The 23158-nt window shown below is 60.2% G+C and carries 18 protein-coding genes and 4 tRNA genes; all 22 read left to right on the top strand.

Features of this window, described 5'->3' with window-relative positions:
* The first annotated feature begins 216 nt into the window (after positions 1 to 216).
* Positions 217 to 302, top strand: a tRNA-Tyr gene (locus tag AB4Y32_RS28560).
* Positions 303 to 346: 44 nt separating this feature from the next.
* Positions 347 to 420, top strand: a tRNA-Gly gene (locus AB4Y32_RS28555).
* A gap of 20 nt (positions 421 to 440) precedes the next feature.
* Positions 441 to 515: transfer RNA gene (locus AB4Y32_RS28550), tRNA-Thr, on the top strand.
* Positions 516 to 579: 64 nt separating this feature from the next.
* On the top strand, positions 580 to 1770 hold the full coding sequence (gene tuf / locus AB4Y32_RS28545) for an elongation factor Tu (protein ID WP_012402197.1): 1191 nt from the start codon (positions 580 to 582) through the stop codon (positions 1768 to 1770).
* Between the two features lie 62 nt (positions 1771 to 1832).
* Positions 1833 to 1908, top strand: a tRNA-Trp gene (locus AB4Y32_RS28540).
* Positions 1909 to 1943: 35 nt separating this feature from the next.
* The gene (gene secE / locus AB4Y32_RS28535) at positions 1944 to 2324 is read left to right on the top strand and encodes a preprotein translocase subunit SecE (RefSeq protein WP_368724535.1); all 381 of its coding nucleotides are present in this window, start codon (positions 1944 to 1946) and stop codon (positions 2322 to 2324) included.
* A gap of 1 nt (position 2325) precedes the next feature.
* Complete coding sequence (nusG, locus tag AB4Y32_RS28530; RefSeq protein WP_007578364.1) at positions 2326 to 2883, top strand: transcription termination/antitermination protein NusG; 558 nt, start codon at positions 2326 to 2328, stop codon at positions 2881 to 2883.
* 153 nt (positions 2884 to 3036) lie between these two features.
* Positions 3037 to 3468, top strand: a complete 432-nt coding sequence (rplK, locus tag AB4Y32_RS28525) for a 50S ribosomal protein L11 (RefSeq protein ID WP_368724534.1) — start codon at positions 3037 to 3039, stop codon at positions 3466 to 3468.
* Positions 3469 to 4167, top strand: a complete 699-nt coding sequence (gene rplA, locus AB4Y32_RS28520) for a 50S ribosomal protein L1 (RefSeq protein WP_368724533.1) — start codon at positions 3469 to 3471, stop codon at positions 4165 to 4167.
* A gap of 303 nt (positions 4168 to 4470) precedes the next feature.
* Positions 4471 to 4968 (top strand): 50S ribosomal protein L10, encoded by a 498-nt coding sequence (rplJ, locus tag AB4Y32_RS28515; RefSeq protein ID WP_087739318.1) that lies wholly within the window; start codon positions 4471 to 4473, stop codon positions 4966 to 4968.
* 75 nt (positions 4969 to 5043) lie between these two features.
* On the top strand, positions 5044 to 5421 hold the full coding sequence (rplL, locus tag AB4Y32_RS28510) for a 50S ribosomal protein L7/L12 (protein ID WP_087739317.1): 378 nt from the start codon (positions 5044 to 5046) through the stop codon (positions 5419 to 5421).
* A gap of 370 nt (positions 5422 to 5791) precedes the next feature.
* A complete protein-coding gene (gene rpoB, locus AB4Y32_RS28505) occupies positions 5792 to 9898 on the top strand; it encodes a DNA-directed RNA polymerase subunit beta (protein WP_368724532.1) in 4107 nt (1368 codons plus the stop codon).
* 21 nt (positions 9899 to 9919) lie between these two features.
* Positions 9920 to 14161, top strand: a complete 4242-nt coding sequence (gene rpoC / locus AB4Y32_RS28500) for a DNA-directed RNA polymerase subunit beta' (RefSeq protein ID WP_368724531.1) — start codon at positions 9920 to 9922, stop codon at positions 14159 to 14161.
* A 209-nt stretch (positions 14162 to 14370) separates the two neighbouring features.
* Positions 14371 to 16218 carry a DNA helicase RecQ gene (recQ, locus tag AB4Y32_RS28495; RefSeq protein ID WP_368724530.1) on the top strand — a complete coding sequence of 616 codons (1848 nt, stop codon included), beginning with the start codon at positions 14371 to 14373 and terminating at the stop codon, positions 16216 to 16218.
* 208 nt (positions 16219 to 16426) lie between these two features.
* Positions 16427 to 16807, top strand: coding sequence for a 30S ribosomal protein S12 (gene rpsL, locus AB4Y32_RS28490; RefSeq protein WP_006053290.1), 381 nt, complete (start codon positions 16427 to 16429; stop codon positions 16805 to 16807).
* Between the two features lie 190 nt (positions 16808 to 16997).
* Positions 16998 to 17468, top strand: coding sequence for a 30S ribosomal protein S7 (gene rpsG, locus AB4Y32_RS28485; protein ID WP_027797954.1), 471 nt, complete (start codon positions 16998 to 17000; stop codon positions 17466 to 17468).
* A gap of 131 nt (positions 17469 to 17599) precedes the next feature.
* Positions 17600 to 19702, top strand: coding sequence for an elongation factor G (fusA, locus tag AB4Y32_RS28480; RefSeq protein ID WP_368724529.1), 2103 nt, complete (start codon positions 17600 to 17602; stop codon positions 19700 to 19702).
* A gap of 47 nt (positions 19703 to 19749) precedes the next feature.
* Positions 19750 to 20940, top strand: coding sequence for an elongation factor Tu (gene tuf, locus AB4Y32_RS28475; protein ID WP_012402197.1), 1191 nt, complete (start codon positions 19750 to 19752; stop codon positions 20938 to 20940).
* A 127-nt stretch (positions 20941 to 21067) separates the two neighbouring features.
* On the top strand, positions 21068 to 21379 hold the full coding sequence (gene rpsJ / locus AB4Y32_RS28470; RefSeq protein ID WP_087736409.1) for a 30S ribosomal protein S10: 312 nt from the start codon (positions 21068 to 21070) through the stop codon (positions 21377 to 21379).
* Positions 21380 to 21567: 188 nt separating this feature from the next.
* Positions 21568 to 22227 (top strand): 50S ribosomal protein L3, encoded by a 660-nt coding sequence (rplC, locus tag AB4Y32_RS28465; RefSeq protein WP_368724528.1) that lies wholly within the window; start codon positions 21568 to 21570, stop codon positions 22225 to 22227.
* A complete protein-coding gene (gene rplD / locus AB4Y32_RS28460) occupies positions 22227 to 22847 on the top strand; it encodes a 50S ribosomal protein L4 (protein ID WP_087736410.1) in 621 nt (206 codons plus the stop codon). Before rplC ends, rplD begins: the two co-directional genes overlap by 1 nt.
* Positions 22844 to 23158 (top strand): 50S ribosomal protein L23, encoded by a 315-nt coding sequence (rplW, locus tag AB4Y32_RS28455; RefSeq protein ID WP_087736411.1) that lies wholly within the window; start codon positions 22844 to 22846, stop codon positions 23156 to 23158. The genes rplD and rplW overlap by 4 nt, the downstream gene beginning before the upstream one ends.

Below are 23158 nucleotides of genomic sequence, written 5' to 3'. Positions count from 1 at the left end.
CAGGACCGTGAAACGACTCCACGCCGATGATAGTGCGGATTGCCCGTGTGAAAGTAGGTAATCGTCAGGCTCCTTACACAGCACCCGGCCCCGCCCTCCAACAGGCGGGGCCGCGGTCGTTTACGGCTCTACTATAAGTGAGAGCCTATGGGTTCCGAGCGATCAAGCAATGCTTGACAAGAGCTTATCGCTCCCCCATAATCATCAGTTCTCTGCGGAGGGGTGCCCGAGTGGCTAAAGGGGGCAGACTGTAAATCTGTTGGCTTACGCCTACGTTGGTTCGAATCCAACCTCCTCCACCAGATTTCAAGGCTGTAAAGCGTTTGTTGGGAATCGACAGATCCTTGCGGGTGTAGCTCAATGGTAGAGCAGAAGCCTTCCAAGCTTACGACGAGGGTTCGATTCCCTTCACCCGCTCCAGCAGGCAAAGTAGATGTAGCGCCCATGTGGCTCAGTGGTAGAGCACTCCCTTGGTAAGGGAGAGGTCGGCAGTTCGATCCTGCCCATGGGCACCAGCCGGTATCAAGTGATTGTTTGCGCTTGGCGCAACGTACGGAAAAATCCTCTTAGGAGTCGAAAATGGCCAAAGGTAAGTTTGAGCGGACCAAGCCGCACGTGAACGTCGGCACGATCGGTCACGTTGACCACGGCAAGACCACGCTGACGGCAGCAATCACGACGGTGCTGACCGCAAAGTTCGGCGGCGAGGCAAAGGCCTACGACCAGATCGACGCGGCGCCGGAAGAAAAGGCGCGCGGCATCACGATCAACACGGCGCACGTCGAGTACGAAACGGCGAACCGCCACTACGCACACGTCGACTGCCCGGGCCACGCCGACTACGTGAAGAACATGATCACGGGCGCCGCGCAGATGGACGGCGCGATCCTGGTGTGCTCGGCCGCCGACGGCCCGATGCCGCAAACGCGTGAGCACATCCTGCTGGCGCGTCAGGTCGGTGTGCCGTACATCATCGTGTTCCTGAACAAGTGCGACATGGTCGACGACGCCGAGCTGCTCGAGCTGGTCGAAATGGAAGTGCGCGAGCTGCTGTCGAAGTACGACTTCCCGGGCGACGACACGCCGATCATCAAGGGTTCGGCGAAGCTGGCGCTGGAAGGCGACAAGGGCGAGCTGGGCGAAGTGGCGATCATGAACCTGGCCGACGCGCTGGACACGTACATCCCGACGCCGGAGCGCGCGGTGGATGGCGCGTTCCTGATGCCGGTGGAAGACGTGTTCTCGATCTCGGGTCGTGGCACGGTGGTGACGGGCCGCGTCGAGCGCGGTGTCATCAAGGTCGGCGAGGAAATCGAGATCGTCGGTATCAAGCCGACGGTCAAGACGACCTGCACGGGCGTGGAAATGTTCCGCAAGCTGCTCGACCAGGGCCAGGCGGGCGACAACGTCGGTATCCTGCTGCGCGGCACGAAGCGTGAAGACGTGGAGCGTGGCCAGGTGCTGGCCAAGCCGGGTTCGATCACGCCGCACACGCACTTCACGGCTGAGGTGTACGTGCTGAGCAAGGACGAAGGCGGCCGTCACACGCCGTTCTTCAACAACTACCGTCCGCAGTTCTACTTCCGTACGACGGACGTGACGGGCTCGATCGAGCTGCCGAAGGACAAGGAAATGGTGATGCCGGGCGACAACGTGTCGATCACGGTCAAGCTGATCGCGCCGATCGCGATGGAAGAAGGTCTGCGCTTCGCAATCCGCGAAGGCGGCCGTACCGTCGGCGCCGGTGTCGTGGCCAAGATCATCGAGTAAGCCAGCTAGTTCTCGTTGATCGGTTGTTTCGGGGTTGGCAATGTTGCCGACCCCAATGGTTTAGGGGTATAGCTCAACTGGCAGAGCGTCGGTCTCCAAAACCGAAGGTTGGGGGTTCGATTCCCTCTGCCCCTGCCAACTCTCGCGTCGCGTGCGACGCTCGTTAAGGTGTTATGGCGAATCCTTCCGTCGAAACTGTAAATACTTCCAGCGACAAACTGATGCTCGTCGCCGGCGTATTGTTGGTCTTGGCCGGGTTCGTGGGGTTCTTCTGGCTGAATGGCCAAGAGTGGTACGTCCGCGGAGCGGCTCTGGCTGTCGGGCTGATCGCAGGCGTCGCAGTCGGTCTTCTCTCAGCGCCCGGCAAGGGTTTTATCGCGTTCTCCAAAGATTCGTACAAGGAAGTTCGCAAGGTCGTCTGGCCGACGCGCAAAGAAGCCAGCCAAACGACCTTGGTGGTTTTCGGCTTCGTGCTGATCATGGCGGTGTTCCTCTGGATTTGTGACAAATCCATCGAGTGGGCGATTTTCTCGGCGATTCTGGGTTGGAAATGATATGAGTGATATTCCGGCATCCCCGAGTGGAAAACGCTGGTACGTTGTGCACGCCTACTCCGGTATGGAGAAGAGCGTGCAACGTGCGCTTCAGGAGCGCATTGAGCGTGCTGGCATGCAAGACAAATTTGGCCAGATTCTCGTTCCGACTGAAGAAGTCGTCGAGGTGAAAGGTGGTCACAAATCGGTGACGGAGCGTCGTTTCTTTCCGGGCTATGTGCTCGTCGAAATGGAAATGACGGACGAAACTTGGCACCTCGTGAAAAACACAGCAAAGGTGACGGGTTTCGTGGGCGGTGCGCGTAATCGTCCGAGTCCGATTTCCCCGCGGGAAGTCGAGAAGATCATGTCGCAGATGCAGGAAGGCGTGGAAAAGCCGCGTCCAAAGACCCTGTTCGAAGTCGGCGAAATGGTGCGCGTGAAGGATGGTCCTTTTACGGATTTCAACGGCAGCGTCGAGGAAGTGAATTACGAAAAGTCGCGCGTCCGTGTATCTGTGACGATTTTCGGTCGCGCGACACCGGTCGAGTTGGAATTCGGCCAGGTGGAAAAGCTGTAAATCGGATTTTTGCGGATCGCGCCTGACGGCGCGATTCGTGTTTCGCGCTCACGGTCCGCGTAACGGCCGTTGAGGAGCGTCGGTAGTCAGAAACAGGACGAAGGCGCGCTACTACTCACCGAACGCAATCGCGTTCTAAAGAGGTTTATCAACATGGCAAAGAAAATTGTCGGCTTTATCAAGCTGCAGATTCCTGCAGGTAAAGCCAATCCGTCGCCGCCGGTTGGTCCGGCACTGGGCCAACGCGGCCTGAACATCATGGAGTTCTGCAAGGCGTTCAACGCGCAGACTCAAGCGATGGAGCCGGGTCTGCCGATCCCGGTCGTTATTACCGCGTTCGCAGACAAGAGCTTCACGTTTGTCCTGAAGACGCCGCCGGCTACGGTTTTGATCAAGAAGGCAGCGAAGGTCGACAAGGGCTCGAGCAAGCCGCACACCGACAAGGTCGGCAAGATCACGCGCGCTCAGGCTGAAGAAATCGCCAAGACCAAGATGCCGGACCTCACGGCAGCTGATCTGGACGCAGCGGTCCGTACGATCGCTGGTAGCGCCCGCTCGATGGGCATCACCGTGGAGGGCGTGTAAATGGCTAAGCTTTCGAAGCGTCTGCAAGCATTTGCAAACAAGATCGATCGTCAGAAGCTGTACGCGATCGATGAAGCCCTGTCGCTCGTGAAGGAGTGCGCAAGCGCGAAGTTCGACGAGTCGATCGACGTCGCGGTGCAACTGGGTATCGATGCGAAGAAGTCGGATCAGGTGGTTCGCGGTTCAGTCGTTCTGCCGGCAGGTACGGGTAAGTCGGTTCGCGTTGCTGTGTTCGCGCAAGGCGAAAAGGCTGAACAGGCTCGTGCAGCTGGCGCGGATATCGTCGGCATGGAAGATCTGGCTGAGCAAGTCAAGGCCGGTAACCTGAACTTCGATGTCGTGATCGCTTCGCCGGACACGATGCGTGTCGTCGGTACGCTGGGTCAGATTCTCGGCCCGCGCGGCCTGATGCCGAACCCGAAGGTTGGTACGGTTACGCCGGACGTCGCGACGGCAGTGAAGAACGCGAAGGCCGGTCAGGTTCAATTCCGCGTCGACAAGGCCGGTATTATCCATGCAACCATCGGCCGCGCATCGTTCGAGCCGACGGCCCTGCGCTCGAACCTGAGCGCGCTGGTCGAAGCGCTCCAAAAGGCGAAGCCGGCTACGAGCAAGGGCGTGTACCTGCGCAAGATCGCACTGTCGAGCACCATGGGTGTCGGCGTGCGCGTCGACCAGGCTACGCTGGCAGCACAGTAAAGTTTTAAACGTCCCGCTCGAAAGGTCGGGACGGATTTAAGGGCTTTGGGCGGTCGCAAGATTGCAGTCTGAATCTGGCGGCCGGTTGTCAAAGACCGTTGGTGGAAGTGCAGTAGTCGGGCGTTTCCTTAATTCAAGCCAACGCAGATGGCGAACCCGAAAATAGTTTTGAAGTGATGAAGCCGTTTGATTCCAGCAGCCATGCGGACCTCAAATGGTTGAAATACTCCTGACTGGTCGGACGCCGTTGTTGAACGCGACGTACGAAGCACATGCCAAGTGCGTCGAATCTGGAGGTTAACCGTGCCACTGAACAAAGAAGGTAAGCAGGCCGTCGTGGCTGAGGTTTCCGCGCAAGTCGCGAAAGCTCAGACCATCGTTCTGGCCGAGTATCGTGGGATCACGGTTGGCGATCTGACCAAGCTGCGCGCGAAAGCGCGCGAGCAACAGGTGTATCTGCGCGTGTTGAAGAACACGCTGGCGCGTCGCGCTGTCGAAGGTACCCCGTTTGCTCCGTTGGCTGAGCAGATGACCGGTCCTCTGATCTACGGCATCTCGGAAGATGCGATTGCTGCTGCTAAGGTCGTCAACGACTTCGGCAAGGGCAATGACAAGTTGATCATCAAGGCTGGTTCGTACGAAGGCAAGGTGATGGACAAGGCAGGCGTGCAAGCGCTGGCCAACATCCCGAGCCGCGAAGAACTGCTCTCCAAGCTGTTGTTCGTCATGCAAGCGCCTGTTTCTGGCTTTGCGCGCGCTATGGCCGCGCTGGCAGAAAAGAAACAAGGCGAGGCTGCGTAAGCAGTGCATCGACGCACTTCAGTCGGGCGTAATTGATCGCTGGCTGTATCCGAATTCAATTTAGGAGTATTTCAAATGGCAATCGCAAAAGAAGACATCCTTGAAGCCGTAGGCGCGATGTCGGTTCTGGAACTGAACGAACTGGTCAAGGCGTTCGAAGAGAAGTTTGGCGTGTCGGCTGCTGCTGTCGCAGTTGCTGGCCCCGCAGGTGCAGGCGGCGGCGCTGCTGCTGCTGAAGAGCAGACCGAATTCACGGTTGTGCTGACCGAAACAGGCGGCAACAAGGTTGCAGTGATTAAGGCTGTTCGCGAACTGACGGGCCTGGGCCTGAAGGAAGCGAAGGATCTGGTCGACGGCGCACCGAAGCCCGTTAAGGAAGCGGTGCCCAAGGCTGCTGCTGACGAAGCCAAGAAGAAGCTGGAAGACGCAGGCGCGAAGGCTGAAATCAAGTAATTTTCAGCGCGCTGTGCGAAGGCTGGCGGTTTTCCCACCGCCGGCCTTTTTGTGCTTTGTGGGAACGACCTTTTTGCGTGCTTGCATCGGCAAAAATGTCCTCCCAGAAGCCAAAGAGAATCGTCGTTCGGCAGGTTCGACTGGCGCTTCTCTTTGTCTTCTGAAGCGACTGCAGAAGGCAAGTTTGGTCGGGTAGCGGGCAACATAGGCATCCGCTGCCGTCAGCCAGCGGTTGGTAGCGGCCAACCACCAAGCTTCTAGGCTCGTTCAAGCCATCGGACGGCCAACGGGTCTCAGTCGGTGAACACTCGGGTTGTCACATCAAGGTATCCCGCCTCGACAACAATGCCCGCCGTGATTCGGAGATCGTATGCAATATTCCTTCACCGAGAAGAAGCGCATTCGCAAGAGTTTCGCGAAGCGCCCCATCGTTCACCAAGTACCTTTCCTGCTGGCTACCCAGCTTGAATCATTCAGCACGTTTCTGCAAGCAGAAGTGCCAACGGCGCAGCGCAAACCGGAAGGTCTGCAGGCTGCGTTCACCTCGGTTTTCCCCATTGTTTCGCATAACGGCTTCGCTCGTCTAGAGTTCGTCAGCTACATGCTGTCGTCGCCGGCATTCAACATCAAGGAGTGCCAGCAGCGCGGCCTGACTTACTGCTCGGCGCTGCGTGCCAAGGTGCGTCTGGTTCTGCTCGACAAGGAATCGCCGAGCAAGCCCGTCGTCAAGGAAGTGAAGGAGCAGGAAGTGTACATGGGCGAAATTCCGCTCATGACGCCGACCGGCTCGTTCGTCATCAACGGCACGGAACGTGTGATCGTGTCGCAGCTGCACCGTTCGCCTGGTGTGTTCTTCGAACACGACAAGGGCAAGACGCACAGCTCCGGCAAGCTGCTGTTCTCGGCACGTATCATCCCTTACCGCGGCTCGTGGCTCGACTTCGAATTCGATCCGAAGGACGTGCTGTACTTCCGCGTCGACCGTCGCCGCAAGATGCCCGTCACGATCTTGCTGAAGGCAATCGGCCTGACGCCGGAACAGATCCTCGCGAACTTCTTCGTGTTCGACAACTTCACGCTGATGCCGGAAGGCGCGCAGATGGAGTTCGTGCCCGAGCGTCTGCGTGGCGAGGTCGCGCGCTTCGACATTACGGATCGAGACGGCAACGTCATCGTCCAGAAGGACAAGCGTATCAATGCGAAGCACATTCGCGATCTCGATAACGCGAAGACCAAGTTCATTTCGGTTCCCGAAGACTATCTGCTCGGCCGCGTGCTCGCAAAGAACGTCGTCGACGGTGACACGGGCGAAGTGATCGCGAACGCGAACGACGAGATCACGGAAGGCGTGCTCGACAAGCTGCGCGAAGCGAAGATCAAGGACATCCAGACGCTCTATACGAACGATCTGGACCAGGGTCCGTACATCTCGTCGACGCTGCGTATCGACGAAACGGCCGACAAGATGGCCGCGCGCATCGCGATCTACCGCATGATGCGTCCGGGCGAGCCGCCGACGGAAGAAGCCGTCGAGGCGCTGTTCAACCGTCTGTTCTACAGCGAAGAAGCGTACGACCTGTCGAAGGTGGGTCGTATGAAGTTCAATCGCCGCGTCGGTCGTGACGAAATCACGGGTCCGATGACGCTGCAGGACGACGACATCCTCGCGACCATCAAGATCCTCGTCGAGCTGCGTAACGGCAAGGGCGAAGTGGACGACATCGACCACCTCGGCAACCGTCGCGTGCGTTGCGTCGGCGAACTGGCGGAGAACCAGTTCCGCGCAGGTCTCGTGCGTGTCGAACGTGCAGTGAAGGAACGCCTCGGCCAGGCCGAAAGCGAAAACCTGATGCCGCATGACCTGATCAACTCGAAGCCGATTTCGTCGGCGATTCGCGAGTTCTTCGGTTCGTCGCAGCTGTCGCAGTTCATGGACCAGACCAACCCGCTGTCGGAGATCACCCACAAGCGCCGCGTGTCGGCACTTGGCCCGGGCGGTCTGACGCGCGAGCGCGCTGGCTTCGAAGTCCGCGACGTGCACCCGACCCACTACGGCCGCGTGTGCCCGATCGAAACGCCGGAAGGTCCGAACATCGGCCTGATCAACTCGCTGGCTCTGTACGCGCACCTGAACGAATACGGCTTCCTCGAAACGCCGTATCGCAAGGTCACGGACGGCAAGGTCACGGATCAGATCGACTATCTGTCGGCAATCGAAGAAGGCCGTTACGTGATCGCTCAGGCGAACGCGGCAGTGGCCGAAGACGGCACGCTGACGGACGAACTCGTCTCGTCGCGTGAAGCGGGCGAAACGCTGATGGTCACGCCGGACCGCATCCAGTACATGGACGTGGCGCCGTCGCAGATCGTGTCGGTGGCTGCATCGCTGATTCCGTTCCTCGAGCACGACGACGCGAACCGTGCACTGATGGGCTCGAACATGCAGCGTCAGGCTGTGCCGTGTCTGCGTCCGGAGAAGCCGGTCGTCGGTACGGGCATCGAGCGCACGGTGGCTGTCGACTCGGGCACGACCGTGCAGGCGCTGCGCGGCGGTGTGGTCGATTACGTCGACGCGGGCCGTATCGTGATTCGTGTGAACGACGACGAAGCGGCTGCGGGCGACGTCGGTGTCGACATCTACAACCTGATCAAGTACACGCGTTCGAACCAGAACACGAACATCAACCAGCGTCCGATCGTGAAGGTCGGCGACAAGGTTGCGCGCGGCGACGTGCTGGCTGACGGCGCTTCGACGGACCTCGGCGAACTGGCGCTCGGCCAGAACATGCTGGTCGCGTTCATGCCGTGGAACGGCTACAACTTCGAAGACTCGATCCTGATCTCGGAGAAGGTCGTTGCGGACGACCGCTACACGTCGATCCACATCGAAGAACTGAACGTCGTGGCTCGCGACACGAAGCTCGGACCGGAAGAAATCACGCGCGATATTTCGAACCTCGCTGAAGTGCAGCTTGGCCGTCTCGACGAGTCGGGCATCGTGTACATCGGCGCTGAAGTCGAAGCAGGCGACGTGCTGGTCGGCAAGGTCACGCCGAAGGGCGAAACCCAGCTGACGCCGGAAGAAAAGCTGCTGCGCGCGATCTTCGGCGAGAAGGCATCGGACGTGAAGGACACGTCGCTGCGCGTGCCGTCGGGCATGAGCGGCACCGTGATTGACGTGCAGGTGTTCACGCGTGAAGGCATCCAGCGCGACAAGCGCGCGCAACAGATCATCGACGATGAACTGAAGCGCTATCGTCTCGACCTGAACGACCAGCTGCGTATCGTGGAAGGCGACGCGTTCCAGCGTCTCGCACGTATGCTCGTCGGCAAGGTTGCGAACGGCGGTCCGAAGAAGCTCGCGAAGGGCACGAAGATCGAACAGGCCTACCTGGAAGATCTCGATCACTACCACTGGTTCGACATCCGCCTCGCGGACGAAGAAGCAGCGGCTCAGCTCGAAGCGATCAAGGACTCGATCGAACAGAAGCGTCACCAGTTCGACCTGGCGTTCGAAGAGAAGCGTAAAAAGCTCACGCAAGGCGACGAACTGCCGCCGGGCGTGCTGAAGATGGTCAAGGTCTACCTCGCCGTGAAGCGTCGTCTGCAGCCTGGCGACAAGATGGCGGGCCGTCACGGCAACAAGGGTGTCGTGTCGAAGATCGTGCCGATCGAAGACATGCCGTACATGGCCGATGGCCGTCCCGCAGACGTCGTGCTGAACCCGCTCGGCGTTCCGTCACGGATGAACGTGGGTCAGGTTCTCGAAGTGCATCTGGGTTGGGCCGCGAAGGGTCTGGGCTGGCGTATCGGCGAAATGCTGCAGCGTCAGTCGAAGATCGAGGAAGTGCGCACGTTCCTGACCAAGATCTACAACGAGTCGGGCCGCGCGGAAGAGCTGGAAAGCTTCTCCGACGACGAGATCCTCGAACTGGCGAGGAACCTGCGCGAAGGCGTGCCGTTCGCGACGCCGGTGTTCGACGGTGCGACGGAAGACGAAATGTCCAACATGCTGGACCTCGCCTTCCCGGACGACATCGCGCAGAACCTCGGCATGACGAAGTCGAAGAACCAGGTGCGTCTGTACGACGGCCGCACGGGTGAAGCCTTCGAACGTACGGTGACGGTCGGCTACATGCACTACCTGAAGCTGCACCACCTGGTCGACGACAAGATGCACGCGCGTTCGACGGGCCCGTACTCGCTGGTGACCCAGCAGCCGCTGGGCGGTAAGGCGCAGTTCGGTGGTCAGCGCTTCGGTGAGATGGAAGTGTGGGCGCTCGAGGCCTATGGCGCATCGTATGTGCTGCAGGAAATGTTGACGGTCAAGTCGGACGACGTGACGGGCCGGACCAAGGTTTACGAGAACCTGGTCAAGGGCGATCACGTGATCGACGCGGGCATGCCGGAATCCTTCAACGTGTTGGTGAAGGAAATCCGCTCGCTCGGTATCGACATCGACCTCGACCGCAACTAATCGGACTACGGAGAGAAAGCAATGAAAGCTCTGCTCGATCTATTCAAGCAAGTCCAACAGGAAGAAGTGTTTGACGCGATCAAGATCGGTCTGGCCTCGCCCGACAAGATCCGTTCGTGGTCGTTCGGTGAAGTGAAGAAGCCGGAAACCATCAACTACCGCACGTTCAAGCCGGAGCGGGATGGTCTGTTCTGCGCGAAGATTTTCGGTCCGATCAAGGACTACGAATGCCTTTGCGGCAAGTACAAGCGCCTGAAGCACCGTGGCGTGATCTGCGAGAAGTGCGGCGTCGAAGTGACGCTCGCGAAGGTGCGTCGCGAACGCATGGGCCACATCGAACTGGCCTCGCCTGTCGCGCACATCTGGTTCCTGAAGTCGCTGCCGTCGCGTCTGGGCATGGTGCTCGACATGACGCTGCGCGACATCGAGCGCGTGCTGTACTTCGAAGCATATGTGGTGATCGATCCGGGCATGACGCCGCTGAAGGCGCGTCAGATCATGACGGAAGAGGATTACTACAACAAGGTCGAAGAGTACGGCGACGAGTTCCGTGCTGAAATGGGCGCGGAAGGCGTGCGCGAACTGCTGCGCGCGATCAACATCGACGAGCAGGTCGAAACGCTGCGCTCGGAGCTGAAGAACACAGGTTCGGAAGCGAAGATCAAGAAGTACGCGAAGCGTCTGAAGGTGCTCGAGGCCTTCCAGCGTTCGGGCATCAAGCCCGAGTGGATGATTCTCGAAGTGCTGCCCGTGCTGCCGCCGGAACTGCGTCCGCTGGTTCCGCTGGACGGCGGCCGTTTCGCGACGTCCGACCTGAACGACCTGTATCGCCGCGTGATCAACCGTAACAACCGGTTGAAGCGTCTGCTCGAACTGAAGGCGCCTGAAATCATCGTCCGCAACGAAAAGCGGATGCTGCAGGAAGCCGTCGATTCGCTGCTCGACAATGGCCGTCGCGGCAAGGCGATGACGGGCGCGAACAAGCGTCCGCTGAAGTCGCTCGCCGACATGATCAAGGGTAAGGGCGGTCGCTTCCGTCAGAACCTGCTGGGCAAGCGCGTCGACTACTCGGGCCGTTCGGTCATCGTGGTCGGCCCGACGCTGAAGCTGCACCAATGCGGTCTGCCGAAGCTGATGGCGCTCGAGCTCTTCAAGCCGTTCATCTTCAACAAGCTGGAAGTGATGGGCGTCGCGACGACCATCAAGGCGGCGAAGAAGGAAGTCGAGAACCAGACGCCGGTGGTGTGGGACATCCTCGAAGAGGTGATCCGCGAGCACCCGGTGATGCTGAACCGTGCGCCGACGCTGCACCGTCTCGGCATTCAGGCGTTCGAGCCGGTGCTGATCGAAGGCAAGGCAATCCAGCTGCACCCGCTCGTTTGCGCGGCGTTCAACGCCGACTTCGACGGTGACCAGATGGCTGTTCACGTTCCGCTGTCGCTCGAAGCGCAGATGGAAGCGCGCACGCTGATGCTGGCATCGAACAACGTGCTGTTCCCGGCCAACGGCGATCCGTCGATCGTGCCGTCACAGGACATCGTGCTCGGCCTGTACTACGCGACGCGCGAAGCGATCAACGGCAAGGGCGAAGGCATGTCGTTCACGGGCGTGTCGGAAGTGCTGCGCGCCTATGAAAACAAGGAAGTCGAGCTGGCCTCGCGCGTCAACGTGCGGATCACCGAAATGGTCCACAACGAAGACAAGTCGGAAGGCGCGCCGGCATTCGTGCCGAAGATCTCGCTGTACGCGACGACCGTCGGCCGTGCGATCCTGTCGGAAATCCTGCCGCCGGGCCTGCCGTTCTCGGTGCTGAACAAGCCGCTGAAGAAGAAGGAAATCTCGCGTCTGATCAACACGGCGTTCCGCCGCTGCGGTCTGCGCGAAACGGTGATCTTCGCCGACCAGCTGATGCAGTCGGGTTTCCGCCTCGCAACGCGCGCCGGCATTTCGATCTGCGTCGACGACATGCTCGTGCCGCCGCAGAAGGAACAGATCGTCGGCGACGCCGCGAAGAAGGTGAAGGAATACGACCGTCAGTACATGTCGGGTCTCGTCACCGCGCAAGAACGCTACAACAACGTGGTCGACATCTGGTCGGCAACGTCGGAAGCGGTCGGCAAGGCGATGATGGAGCAGCTGTCGACGGAACCCGTCGTGGACCGCGACGGCAACGAAACGCGTCAGGAGTCGTTCAACTCCATCTACATGATGGCTGACTCGGGCGCGCGTGGTTCGGCAGTGCAGATTCGTCAGCTGGCCGGTATGCGCGGCCTGATGGCGAAGCCGGACGGCTCGATCATCGAGACGCCGATTACGGCGAACTTCCGCGAAGGCCTGAACGTGTTGCAGTACTTCATCTCGACCCACGGCGCACGTAAGGGTCTGGCTGATACGGCGCTGAAGACGGCAAACTCGGGTTACCTGACGCGTCGTCTGGTGGATGTCACGCAAGACCTCGTCGTGGTCGAAGACGATTGCGGTACGTCGAACGGCGTGGCGATGAAGGCGCTGGTCGAAGGTGGTGAAGTCGTCGAAGCGCTGCGCGACCGTATTCTCGGCCGCGTTGCGGTGGCTGACGTCGTCAATCCGGAAACGCAAGAGACGCTGTACGAATCGGGCACGCTGCTCGACGAAACGGCAGTCGAAGATATCGAGCGTCTGGGCATCGACGAAGTGCGCGTGCGCACGCCGCTCACCTGCGAAACGCGCTACGGTCTGTGCGCGTCGTGCTATGGCCGCGACCTGGGCCGTGGCTCGCTCGTGAACGTCGGCGAGGCAGTCGGCGTGATCGCTGCGCAGTCGATCGGCGAGCCGGGCACGCAGCTGACGATGCGTACGTTCCACATCGGTGGCGCGGCATCGCGTGCGGCAGTGGCGTCGTCGGTTGAGGCGAAGTCGAACGGTACGGTGCGTTTCACGGCGACGATGCGTTACGTCACGAATGCAAAGGGCGAGCAGATCGTCATCTCGCGTTCGGGCGAAGCGCTGATCACCGACGATCACGGCCGTGAGCGCGAGCGTCACAAGGTGCCGTACGGTGCAACGCTGCTGCAGCTCGATGGCGCGCAGATCAAGGCAGGCACGCAGCTGGCCACGTGGGACCCGCTGACGCGTCCGATCATCACCGAGTGGGGCGGTACGGTGAAGTTCGAAAACGTCGAGGAAGGCGTAACGGTCGCGAAGCAGATCGACGACGTGACGGGTCTTTCGACGCTCGTCGTGATCGACGCGAAGCGCCGCGGCTCGCAATCGTCGAAGAGCGTGCGTCCGCAGGTCAAGCTGCTCGACGCGAACGGCGAGGAAGTGAAGATCCCGAACTCGGAGCACTCGGTTCAGATCGGCTTCCAGGTCGGCGCTCTGATCACCGTGAAGGACGGTCAGCAGGTCCAGGTCGGTGAAGTGCTTGCGCGTATCCCGACTGAAGCGCAGAAGACGCGTGACATTACGGGTGGTCTGCCGCGTGTGGCGGAACTGTTCGAAGCACGTTCGCCGAAGGACGCAGGTATCCTGGCGGAAGTCACGGGTACGACGTCGTTCGGTAAGGACACGAAGGGCAAGCAGCGTCTCGTTATCACGGACCTCGAAGGCAACCAGCACGAGTTCCTGATCGCGAAGGAAAAGCAGGTTCTGGTGCACGATGGTCAGGTCGTCAACAAGGGCGAAATGATCGTCGACGGGCCGGCGGACCCGCACGACATCCTGCGTCTGCAGGGTATCGAAGCGCTGTCGCGCTACATCGTGGACGAAGTGCAGGACGTGTACCGTCTGCAGGGCGTGAAGATCAACGACAAGCACATTGAAGTGATCGTGCGTCAGATGCTGCGTCGTGTGCAGATCGTCGATAACGGCGATACGCGCTTCATCCCGGGCGAGCAGGTCGAGCGTTCGGACATGCTGGACGAAAACGACCGCATGATCGCGGAAGACAAGCGTCCGGCAACGTACGAAAACATCCTGCTGGGTATCACGAAGGCGTCGCTGTCGACCGACTCGTTCATCTCCGCGGCATCGTTCCAGGAAACGACCCGCGTGCTGACGGAAGCGGCCATCATGGGCAAGCGCGACGATCTGCGTGGCCTGAAGGAAAACGTGATCGTCGGCCGTCTGATTCCGGCCGGTACCGGTCTCGCGTTCCACAAGGCGCGCAAGACCAAGGAACTGGCGGATCGCGAGCGTTTCGACCAGATCGCTGCCGAAGAGGCCTTCGAGTTCGGTACGCCGGAAAACCCGGCCACCGAGCAAACGCCGCACACCAACGAGTAAGCTGGCCGGCGGCGCAAGCCGCCATGTCCGCCGAAGTTGGCAAAACCGCCCGGTTTCGACCGGGCGGTTTTTTTTCGTCTGCCGATCGCGCATTTTTCCTATGCCGTTCGAGCTTGGCCGGATAGCGAATGCGTCGACAAAGCCCAGGCGAAACGCGATTGCGTTGGTAAAATTCGTGTCACCGTCTCCCGCTCCTCTCTCTTTTCTTCATGTCCCGTCCGCTCCAGATCCTCAACGAAGTCTTTGGTTATCCCGCGTTTCGAGGGCAGCAGAGCGAAATCGTCGAGCATGTCGCAGCAGGCGGCGACTGTCTCGTGCTGATGCCGACGGGCGGCGGCAAATCGCTGTGCTACCAGATTCCGTCGCTGGTGCGGCGCGAAGCGGGGTTGGGAGCGGGCATCGTCGTGTCGCCGTTGATCGCGCTGATGCAGGATCAGGTGGCGGCGCTCACGGAAGTCGGCGTGCGCGCAGCCTATCTGAACTCGACGCTGTCGGGCGCCGATGCCGCCGCGACCGAGCGTGCGTTGCGCAATGGCGAAATCGATCTGCTCTACGTCGCGCCGGAACGCCTGATGACGCCGCGCTTTCTCGATCTGCTCGAGCGTACGCGCATCGGCCTGTTCGCTATCGACGAAGCGCATTGCGTGTCGCAATGGGGGCACGACTTCCGGCCCGAGTACATTCAGCTCTCGGTGCTGCACGAGCGGTTTCCTTCCGTGCCGCGCATTGCGCTCACCGCGACTGCCGACGCCATCACGCGCGATGAAATCATCCATCGGCTCGCGCTCGACGATGCGCGTGTCTTCGTGTCGAGCTTCGACCGGCCGAATATCCGTTACCGGATCGTCGAAAAAGACAACGCGCGCGCGCAACTGCTCGACTTTATCCGCGCGGAACACACGCGCCCTGACGGCACCAGCGATGCGGGCGTCGTGTATTGCCTGTCGCGTCGCAAGGTCGAGGAAACCGCCGAGTGGCTAAAAGGGCAGGGCATCCGCGCGCTGCCGTATCACGCGGGTATGGAGTTTGAAGTGCGTCAGCAGCATCAGGAGATCTTCCAGCGCGAAGAAGGCATCGTGATGTGCGCGACGATCGCGTTCGGCATGGGCATCGACAAGCCGGACGTGCGCTTCGTTGCGCACCTGGATTTGCCGAAGAGCGTCGAAGGCTACTATCAGGAAACGGGCCGCGCGGGGCGCGACGGTCTGCCGGCAAACGCGTGGATGGCTTACGGTCTCGGCGACGTCGTGCAGCAGCGCAAGATGATCGACGAATCGGAAGCCGACGACGCGCATAAGCGGGTACAGACGGGCAAGCTCGATGCGCTGCTTGGACTGTGCGAAACCGCGTCGTGTCGCCGTGTGCGGCTGCTCGCCTACTTTGGCGAGGGCGGCGCGCCTTGCGGCAACTGCGATACGTGTCTTGAGCCGCCGGCGTCGTGGGACGCGACGCGTGAATCGCAGATGGCGCTGTCGTGCGTTTTTCGGGCGCAGCGCGCAAGCGGGTTCAATTTCGGCGCCGGGCATCTGATCGACATTCTGCGCGGCAATCGCAACGAGAAGATTCTGCAGCGCGGTCACGATCGGCTCACTACGTTCGGAATCGGCGCGGCTCTGTCTGAGCATGAATGGCGTGCGGTCTTTCGCCAACTGGTCGCATTCGGATTTCTCACCGTCGATCACGACGGCTTTGGCGCGCTCGTGTTGACCGAGGCGAGCAAGCCCGTCCTGAAAGGCGAGCAGAAGGTCACGATGCGCCGGTATGTGAAGCCGGTGCGTACGCGTCAATCGTCCGGACGGACAAGCGAGCGCGCTGATCCGACGGCCGGCATGAGCGCGCGCGAGCGAGCGCGCTGGGACAGATTGCGCGCGTGGCGCACCGAAACGGCGAAGAGCGACGGCGTGCCCGCCTACGTCATTTTCCACGATGCCACGCTCGCGGAAATCGCGCGCAATTGCCCCGAATCGCTCGACGATTTGCGCCACATTCCGGGCATGGGCGCGCGCAAGCTCGACCGTTTCGGCGACGAACTGCTCGAAGTCGTCGCTGCAGACTGACCTCGAATCACCGGCAAACCTGTTCGAATCGACGCAACCTATTGACTCGTTTAGGATTTTCAGAATATGATGCTAGGTTCCGGTTCTTGGCAGGATTGCGTGCGGCGTAAGCCGTATCAGCTCGCCAAGGCAGGAAGTCAGAAGCGCGTTCGTTTTTGCTTTGCCCAGAAATGGATGCGTCGATTTTGTTCAATTTCAGGAATAAACAATGCCAACCATCAATCAACTGGTTCGCAAAGGCCGCACGTCGGAAACGACGAAGAGCAAGAGCCCGGCCCTGCAGGACTGCCCCCAGCGTCGCGGCGTGTGCACCCGTGTGTACACCACGACGCCGAAGAAGCCGAACTCGGCACTCCGTAAGGTCGCCAAGGTTCGTTTGACGAACGGCTTCGAAGTCATTTCGTACATCGGTGGTGAAGGCCACAACCTGCAGGAACACTCGGTCGTGCTGATTCGCGGCGGCCGTGTGAAGGACTTGCCGGGTGTGCGTTACCACATGGTTCGTGGCTCGCTGGATACCCAGGGCGTCAAGGATCGTAAGCAGGCTCGCTCGAAGTACGGTGCGAAGCGCGCCAAGGCCGGCAAGTAATCAGCCGGTCAAATGCAGCAGTAACAGGTCGCCTGCAAAGGCGGTTATAGCGGTGGTGCCGGATAGCCGGTGCTGTCGAGTAAGTGGTCACCCGACCAGGCTGGTAAGTCGTAATGGATGAATCGGGTTAGTTGGTGGCCGCGGGGTGGTGTAGAGGCACTGCTCCAACTGAAAAGTCAAAGGAAGAAACATGCCGCGTCGTCGCGAAGTCCCCAAGCGGGAAGTGTTGCCGGATCCGAAGTTCGGTAACGTTGATGTAGCAAAATTCATGAACGTGCTGATGCTCTCCGGCAAGAAGTCGGTTGCCGAGCGCATCGTGTACGGCGCTTTCGAACAGATCCAGACCAAGGGTGGCAAGGACCCGCTGGAAGTGTTCACGGTAGCGCTCAACAACGTCAAGCCGGTGGTCGAAGTGAAGAGCCGCCGCGTTGGTGGTGCGAACTATCAGGTTCCGGTCGAAGTGCGTCCGTCGCGTCGTATGGCATTGGCGATGCGTTGGTTGCGTGAAGCCGCGAAGAAGCGCAGCGAAAAGTCGATGGCTCTTCGCCTGGCTGGTGAACTGACCGAGGCAGCAGAAGGTCGTGGTGGCGCAATGAAGAAGCGCGACGAAGTTCACCGGATGGCAGAAGCCAACAAGGCGTTCTCGCATTTCCGTTTCTAAGCGTCCCGTCCCTGGGTTAGCAGTAAAGCGGAAAGAAATTCCGGGCGGGTGCGCTTACAGGCGCCTCGCCCGTTTGTGTTAGGGCGCGATGGACAATCTGTTCCATCGCGTCATCCCAATAGAGGATCAAAGTGGCTCGCAAGACTCCTATCGAGCGCTACCGCAACATCGGTATTAGCGCTCACATCGACGCCGGCAAGACGACGACGACCGAGCGCATCCTGTTCTATACCGGCGTGAACCACAAGATCGGTGAAGTGCACGACGGCGCCGCCACCATGGACTGGATGGAGCAGGAACAGGAACGTGGCATTACCATCACGTCCGCTGCTACCACGGCGTTCTGGAAGGGCATGGGTAACAACTACCCGGAACACCGCATCAACATCATCGACACCCCGGGTCACGTCGACTTCACGATCGAAGTCGAGCGCTCGATGCGCGTGCTCGATGGCGCATGCATGGTGTACTGCGCAGTGGGCGGCGTGCAGCCGCAGTCGGAAACGGTGTGGCGCCAGGCTAACAAGTACAAGGTTCCCCGTCTCGCGTTCGTCAACAAGATGGACCGTACCGGCGCGAATTTCTTCAAGGTCTATGACCAGCTGAAGACCCGTCTGAAAGCCAACCCGGTTCCCGTGGTGGTGCCGATCGGCGCGGAAGAAAACTTCAAGGGCGTCGTCGATCTGCTGAAGATGAAAGCGATCATTTGGGACGAAGCGTCGCAAGGCACGAAGTTCGACTACGTCGACATCCCGGCTGAACTCGTTGACACGTGCAACGAGTGGCGCGAGAAGATGATCGAATCGGCTGCTGAAGCCAGCGAAGAGCTGATGGAAAAGTACCTCGGCGGCGAAACGCTGACCGAAGCGGAAATCGTCAAGGCGATCCGCGACCGGACCATCGCATGCGAAATCCAGCCGATGCTGTGCGGCACCGCGTTCAAGAACAAGGGCGTGCAGCGCATGCTCGACGCAGTGATCGACTTCCTGCCGTCGCCGGTCGACATTCCCCCCGTCAAGGGCGAACTCGAAAGCGGTGAGGCTGCTGAGCGCAAGGCGTCGGACGACGAGAAGTTCTCGGCACTGGCATTCAAGATCATGACCGACCCGTTCGTCGGCCAACTGATCTTCTTCCGCGTGTACTCGGGTATCGTGAATTCGGGCGACACCGTGCTGAACTCCACCAAGGACAAGAAGGAACGCCTGGGCCGTATTCTGCAGATGCACGCAAACCAGCGCGAAGAAATCAAGGAAGTGCGCGCAGGCGACATCGCTGCTGCTGTCGGTCTGAAGGAAGCGACCACGGGCGACACGTTGTGCGATCCGGCGCATCCGATCGTTCTCGAGCGCATGGTGTTCCCGGAGCCGGTGATTTCGCAGGCAGTCGAGCCGAAGACGAAGGCTGACCAGGAAAAGATGGGCCTGGCGCTTAACCGTCTGGCTCAGGAAGACCCGTCGTTCCGCGTGCAAACGGACGAAGAATCGGGCCAGACCATTATTTCGGGCATGGGCGAACTGCACCTCGAAATTCTGGTCGACCGTATGAAGCGTGAATTCAACGTCGAAGCGACCGTCGGCAAGCCGCAGGTTGCGTACCGCGAAACAATCCGCGCGACGGCAACGGACGTGGACGGCAAGTTCGTCAAGCAGTCGGGCGGCCGCGGCCAGTACGGTCACGCTGTCATCACGCTCGAGCCGAACGAGCAGGGCAAGGGCTACGAGTTCCTGGACGAGATCAAGGGTGGTGTGATTCCGCGTGAATACATCCCGGCGGTCGACAAGGGTATCCAGGAAACGCTGAAGAGCGGCGTGCTCGCCGGCTTCCCGGTCGTCGACGTGAAGGTTCACCTGACGTTCGGTTCGTACCACGACGTTGACTCGAACGAAAACGCGTTCCGCATGGCCGGTTCGATGGCGTTCAAGGAAGCAATGCGCAAGGCTAGCCCGGTTATCCTCGAGCCGATGATGGCCGTGGAAGTCGAAACGCCTGAAGACTACATGGGCAACGTGATGGGCGACCTGTCGGGCCGTCGCGGTATCGTCCAAGGCATGGAAGACATGGTGGGCGGTGGCAAGATCGTCCGCGCCGAAGTGCCGCTGTCGGAGATGTTTGGCTACTCGACCTCGCTGCGCTCGCTGACGCAAGGCCGCGCAACGTACACGATGGAATTCAAGCACTACGCGGAAGCTCCACGTAACGTGTCGGAAGCGATCATCAACGCGAAGTCGAAGTAAGACCTCGCACAGTCATTCATCGAACAACTTTTTGAAAGAAGAGAAACATGGCTAAAGGTAAATTCGAACGGACCAAGCCGCACGTGAACGTCGGCACGATCGGTCACGTTGACCACGGCAAGACCACGCTGACGGCAGCAATCACGACGGTGCTGACCGCAAAGTTCGGCGGCGAGGCAAAGGCCTACGACCAGATCGACGCGGCGCCGGAAGAAAAGGCGCGCGGCATCACGATCAACACGGCGCACGTCGAGTACGAAACGGCGAACCGCCACTACGCACACGTCGACTGCCCGGGCCACGCCGACTACGTGAAGAACATGATCACGGGCGCCGCGCAGATGGACGGCGCGATCCTGGTGTGCTCGGCCGCCGACGGCCCGATGCCGCAAACGCGTGAGCACATCCTGCTGGCGCGTCAGGTCGGTGTGCCGTACATCATCGTGTTCCTGAACAAGTGCGACATGGTCGACGACGCCGAGCTGCTCGAGCTGGTCGAAATGGAAGTGCGCGAGCTGCTGTCGAAGTACGACTTCCCGGGCGACGACACGCCGATCATCAAGGGTTCGGCGAAGCTGGCGCTGGAAGGCGACAAGGGCGAGCTGGGCGAAGTGGCGATCATGAACCTGGCCGACGCGCTGGACACGTACATCCCGACGCCGGAGCGCGCGGTGGATGGCGCGTTCCTGATGCCGGTGGAAGACGTGTTCTCGATCTCGGGTCGTGGCACGGTGGTGACGGGCCGCGTCGAGCGCGGTGTCATCAAGGTCGGCGAGGAAATCGAGATCGTCGGTATCAAGCCGACGGTCAAGACGACCTGCACGGGCGTGGAAATGTTCCGCAAGCTGCTCGACCAGGGTCAGGCGGGCGACAACGTCGGTATCCTGCTGCGCGGCACGAAGCGTGAAGACGTGGAGCGTGGCCAGGTGCTGGCCAAGCCGGGTTCGATCACGCCGCACACGCACTTCACGGCTGAGGTGTACGTGCTGAGCAAGGACGAAGGCGGCCGTCACACGCCGTTCTTCAACAACTACCGTCCGCAGTTCTACTTCCGTACGACGGACGTGACGGGCTCGATCGAGCTGCCGAAGGACAAGGAAATGGTGATGCCGGGCGACAACGTGTCGATCACGGTCAAGCTGATCGCGCCGATCGCGATGGAAGAAGGTCTGCGCTTCGCAATCCGCGAAGGCGGCCGTACCGTCGGCGCCGGTGTCGTGGCCAAGATCATCGAGTAAAATCGGCGATTGCCGTAGCAGTATGCAGTGCCCGGGTCTGGGCATTCGCGCCCCGCGGGCGCCCAGACCTACGTTCTTTTACTAATCGGCGGTGCAATACCGCCTCGCTCTTTCCAAGGAATTCGTCATGCAGAACCAGAAAATCCGCATTCGCCTGAAGGCTTTCGACTATCGTCTGATCGATCAATCGGCGGCTGAAATCGTCGACACGGCAAAGCGGACTGGGGCAATCGTTCGTGGTCCCGTGCCCCTGCCGACCCGTATCCAGCGTTTCGACATCCTGCGTTCACCGCACGTCAACAAGACGTCGCGCGATCAGCTCGAAATTCGCACGCACCAACGCCTGATGGACATCATCGATCCGACGGACAAGACCGTCGACGCGCTGATGAAGCTGGATCTGCCGGCTGGCGTGGACGTCGAAATCAAGCTGCAGTAAAGGTTTCAAGCGGCATCCAGATCATCGGATGTCGCTAAGTCTTTGATTGCTTGCGGAAAAGGAAAAGCCTTGCTACAATGCTAGGCTTTTCGCGCATTTGCGTAAAAAAGCCGCCATGGTTCGTCTCTGAATCGCGCGGCATTTTGTAAATTAGCCCCGACCAATCGCAGTCGGGAATGGAGAAAACGATGAGCCTTGGACTCGTAGGTCGCAAGGTTGGCATGACCCGTATCTTCACGGCTGAAGGGGATTCGATTCCCGTCACTGTGCTGGACGTGTCCGACAACCGCGTGACGCAGATCAAGACTGTTGAAACCGACGGCTACACGGCCGTTCAGGTTGCCTTCGGTACGCGCCGTGCATCGCGCGTGACGAAGCCGCTGGCAGGTCATCTCGCCAAAGCCGGTGTTCAAGCCGGTGAAATCCTCAAGGAATTCCAAATCGACGCCACCAAGGCTGCCGAGCTGTCCAACGGCGCCGTGATCGGTGTGGATCTCTTCGAAGTGGGCCAGAAGGTCGACGTGCAAGGCACCTCGATCGGTAAGGGCTACGCCGGTACCATCAAGCGTTACAACTTCAGTTCGGGCCGTGCATCGCACGGTAACTCGCGTTCGCACAATGTGCCGGGCTCGATCGGTATGGCGCAGGACCCGGGTCGTGTTTTCCCGGGTAAGCGCATGACCGGTCACATGGGTGACGAGACGGTGACGGTGCAAAACCTCGAAATCGCTCGTATCGACGCCGACCGCAAGCTGCTGCTGGTCAAGGGTGCCGTTCCGGGTGCGAAGGGCGGCAAGGTTTTCGTGACGCCGGCCGTGAAGGCGCGTGCCGTGAAAGGAGCGAAATAATGGAACTTAAGCTCCTGAATGCAAATGGTCAGGAAGGCGCAGCTGTCAGCGCGTCGGACGTCGTGTTCGGCCGTGACTACAACGAAGCGCTGATTCACCAGATCGTCGTCGCTTACCAGGCGAACGCACGTAGCGGCAACCGCGCTCAGAAGGACCGCGAGCAGGTCAAGCACACGACGAAGAAGCCGTGGCGTCAGAAGGGTACGGGCCGCGCTCGTGCCGGTATGTCGTCGAGCCCGCTGTGGCGCGGCGGTGGTCGCATCTTCCCGAACTCGCCGGAAGAAAATTTCTCGCACAAGGTCAACAAGAAGATGCATCGCGCAGGTCTCTGCTCGATCTTCTCGCAGCTGGCCCGCGAAGGCCGCATCGCAGTTGTCGACGAGCTGACGCTCGAAGCGCCGAAGACGAAGCTGCTGGCCGAAAAGTTCAAGGCTATGGGTCTCGATTCCGTGCTGGTCATCACCGACACGGTCGACGAAAACCTGTACCTCGCGTCGCGCAACCTGGCCCATGTGGCAGTTGTCGAGCCGCGTTACGCCGACCCGCTGTCGCTGATCTACTTCAAGAAAGTGCTGATCACGAAGGCTGCGGTCGCCCAGATCGAGGAGTTGCTGTCATGAGCGAAGTTCGCAAAAACGATCATCGTTTGATGCAAGTTCTGCTCGCGCCGGTGATCTCCGAGAAGGCGACGCTGGTGGCTGACAAGAACGAGCAAGTCGTGTTCGAAGTTGCGCCGGACGCTACGAAGCAGGAAGTGAAGGCTGCTGTCGAGCTGCTGTTCAAGGTGGAAGTCAATTCCGTCAACGTGCTGGTCCAGAAGGGCAAAGCCAAGCGCTTTGGCCGCTACATGGGCAAGCGCAAGGACGTGAAGAAGGCGTACGTCTGCCTGAAGCCCGGCCAGGAAATCAACTTTGAAGCGGAGGCCAAGTAA

Origin of the sequence: Paraburkholderia phymatum (genome assembly GCF_040965635.1) — a bacterium.
GTDB lineage: Bacteria > Pseudomonadota > Gammaproteobacteria > Burkholderiales > Burkholderiaceae > Paraburkholderia > Paraburkholderia phymatum_B.
Note: the sequence above shows the minus strand (reverse complement) of the source record. Positions and strands in the feature narration are given on the sequence as shown.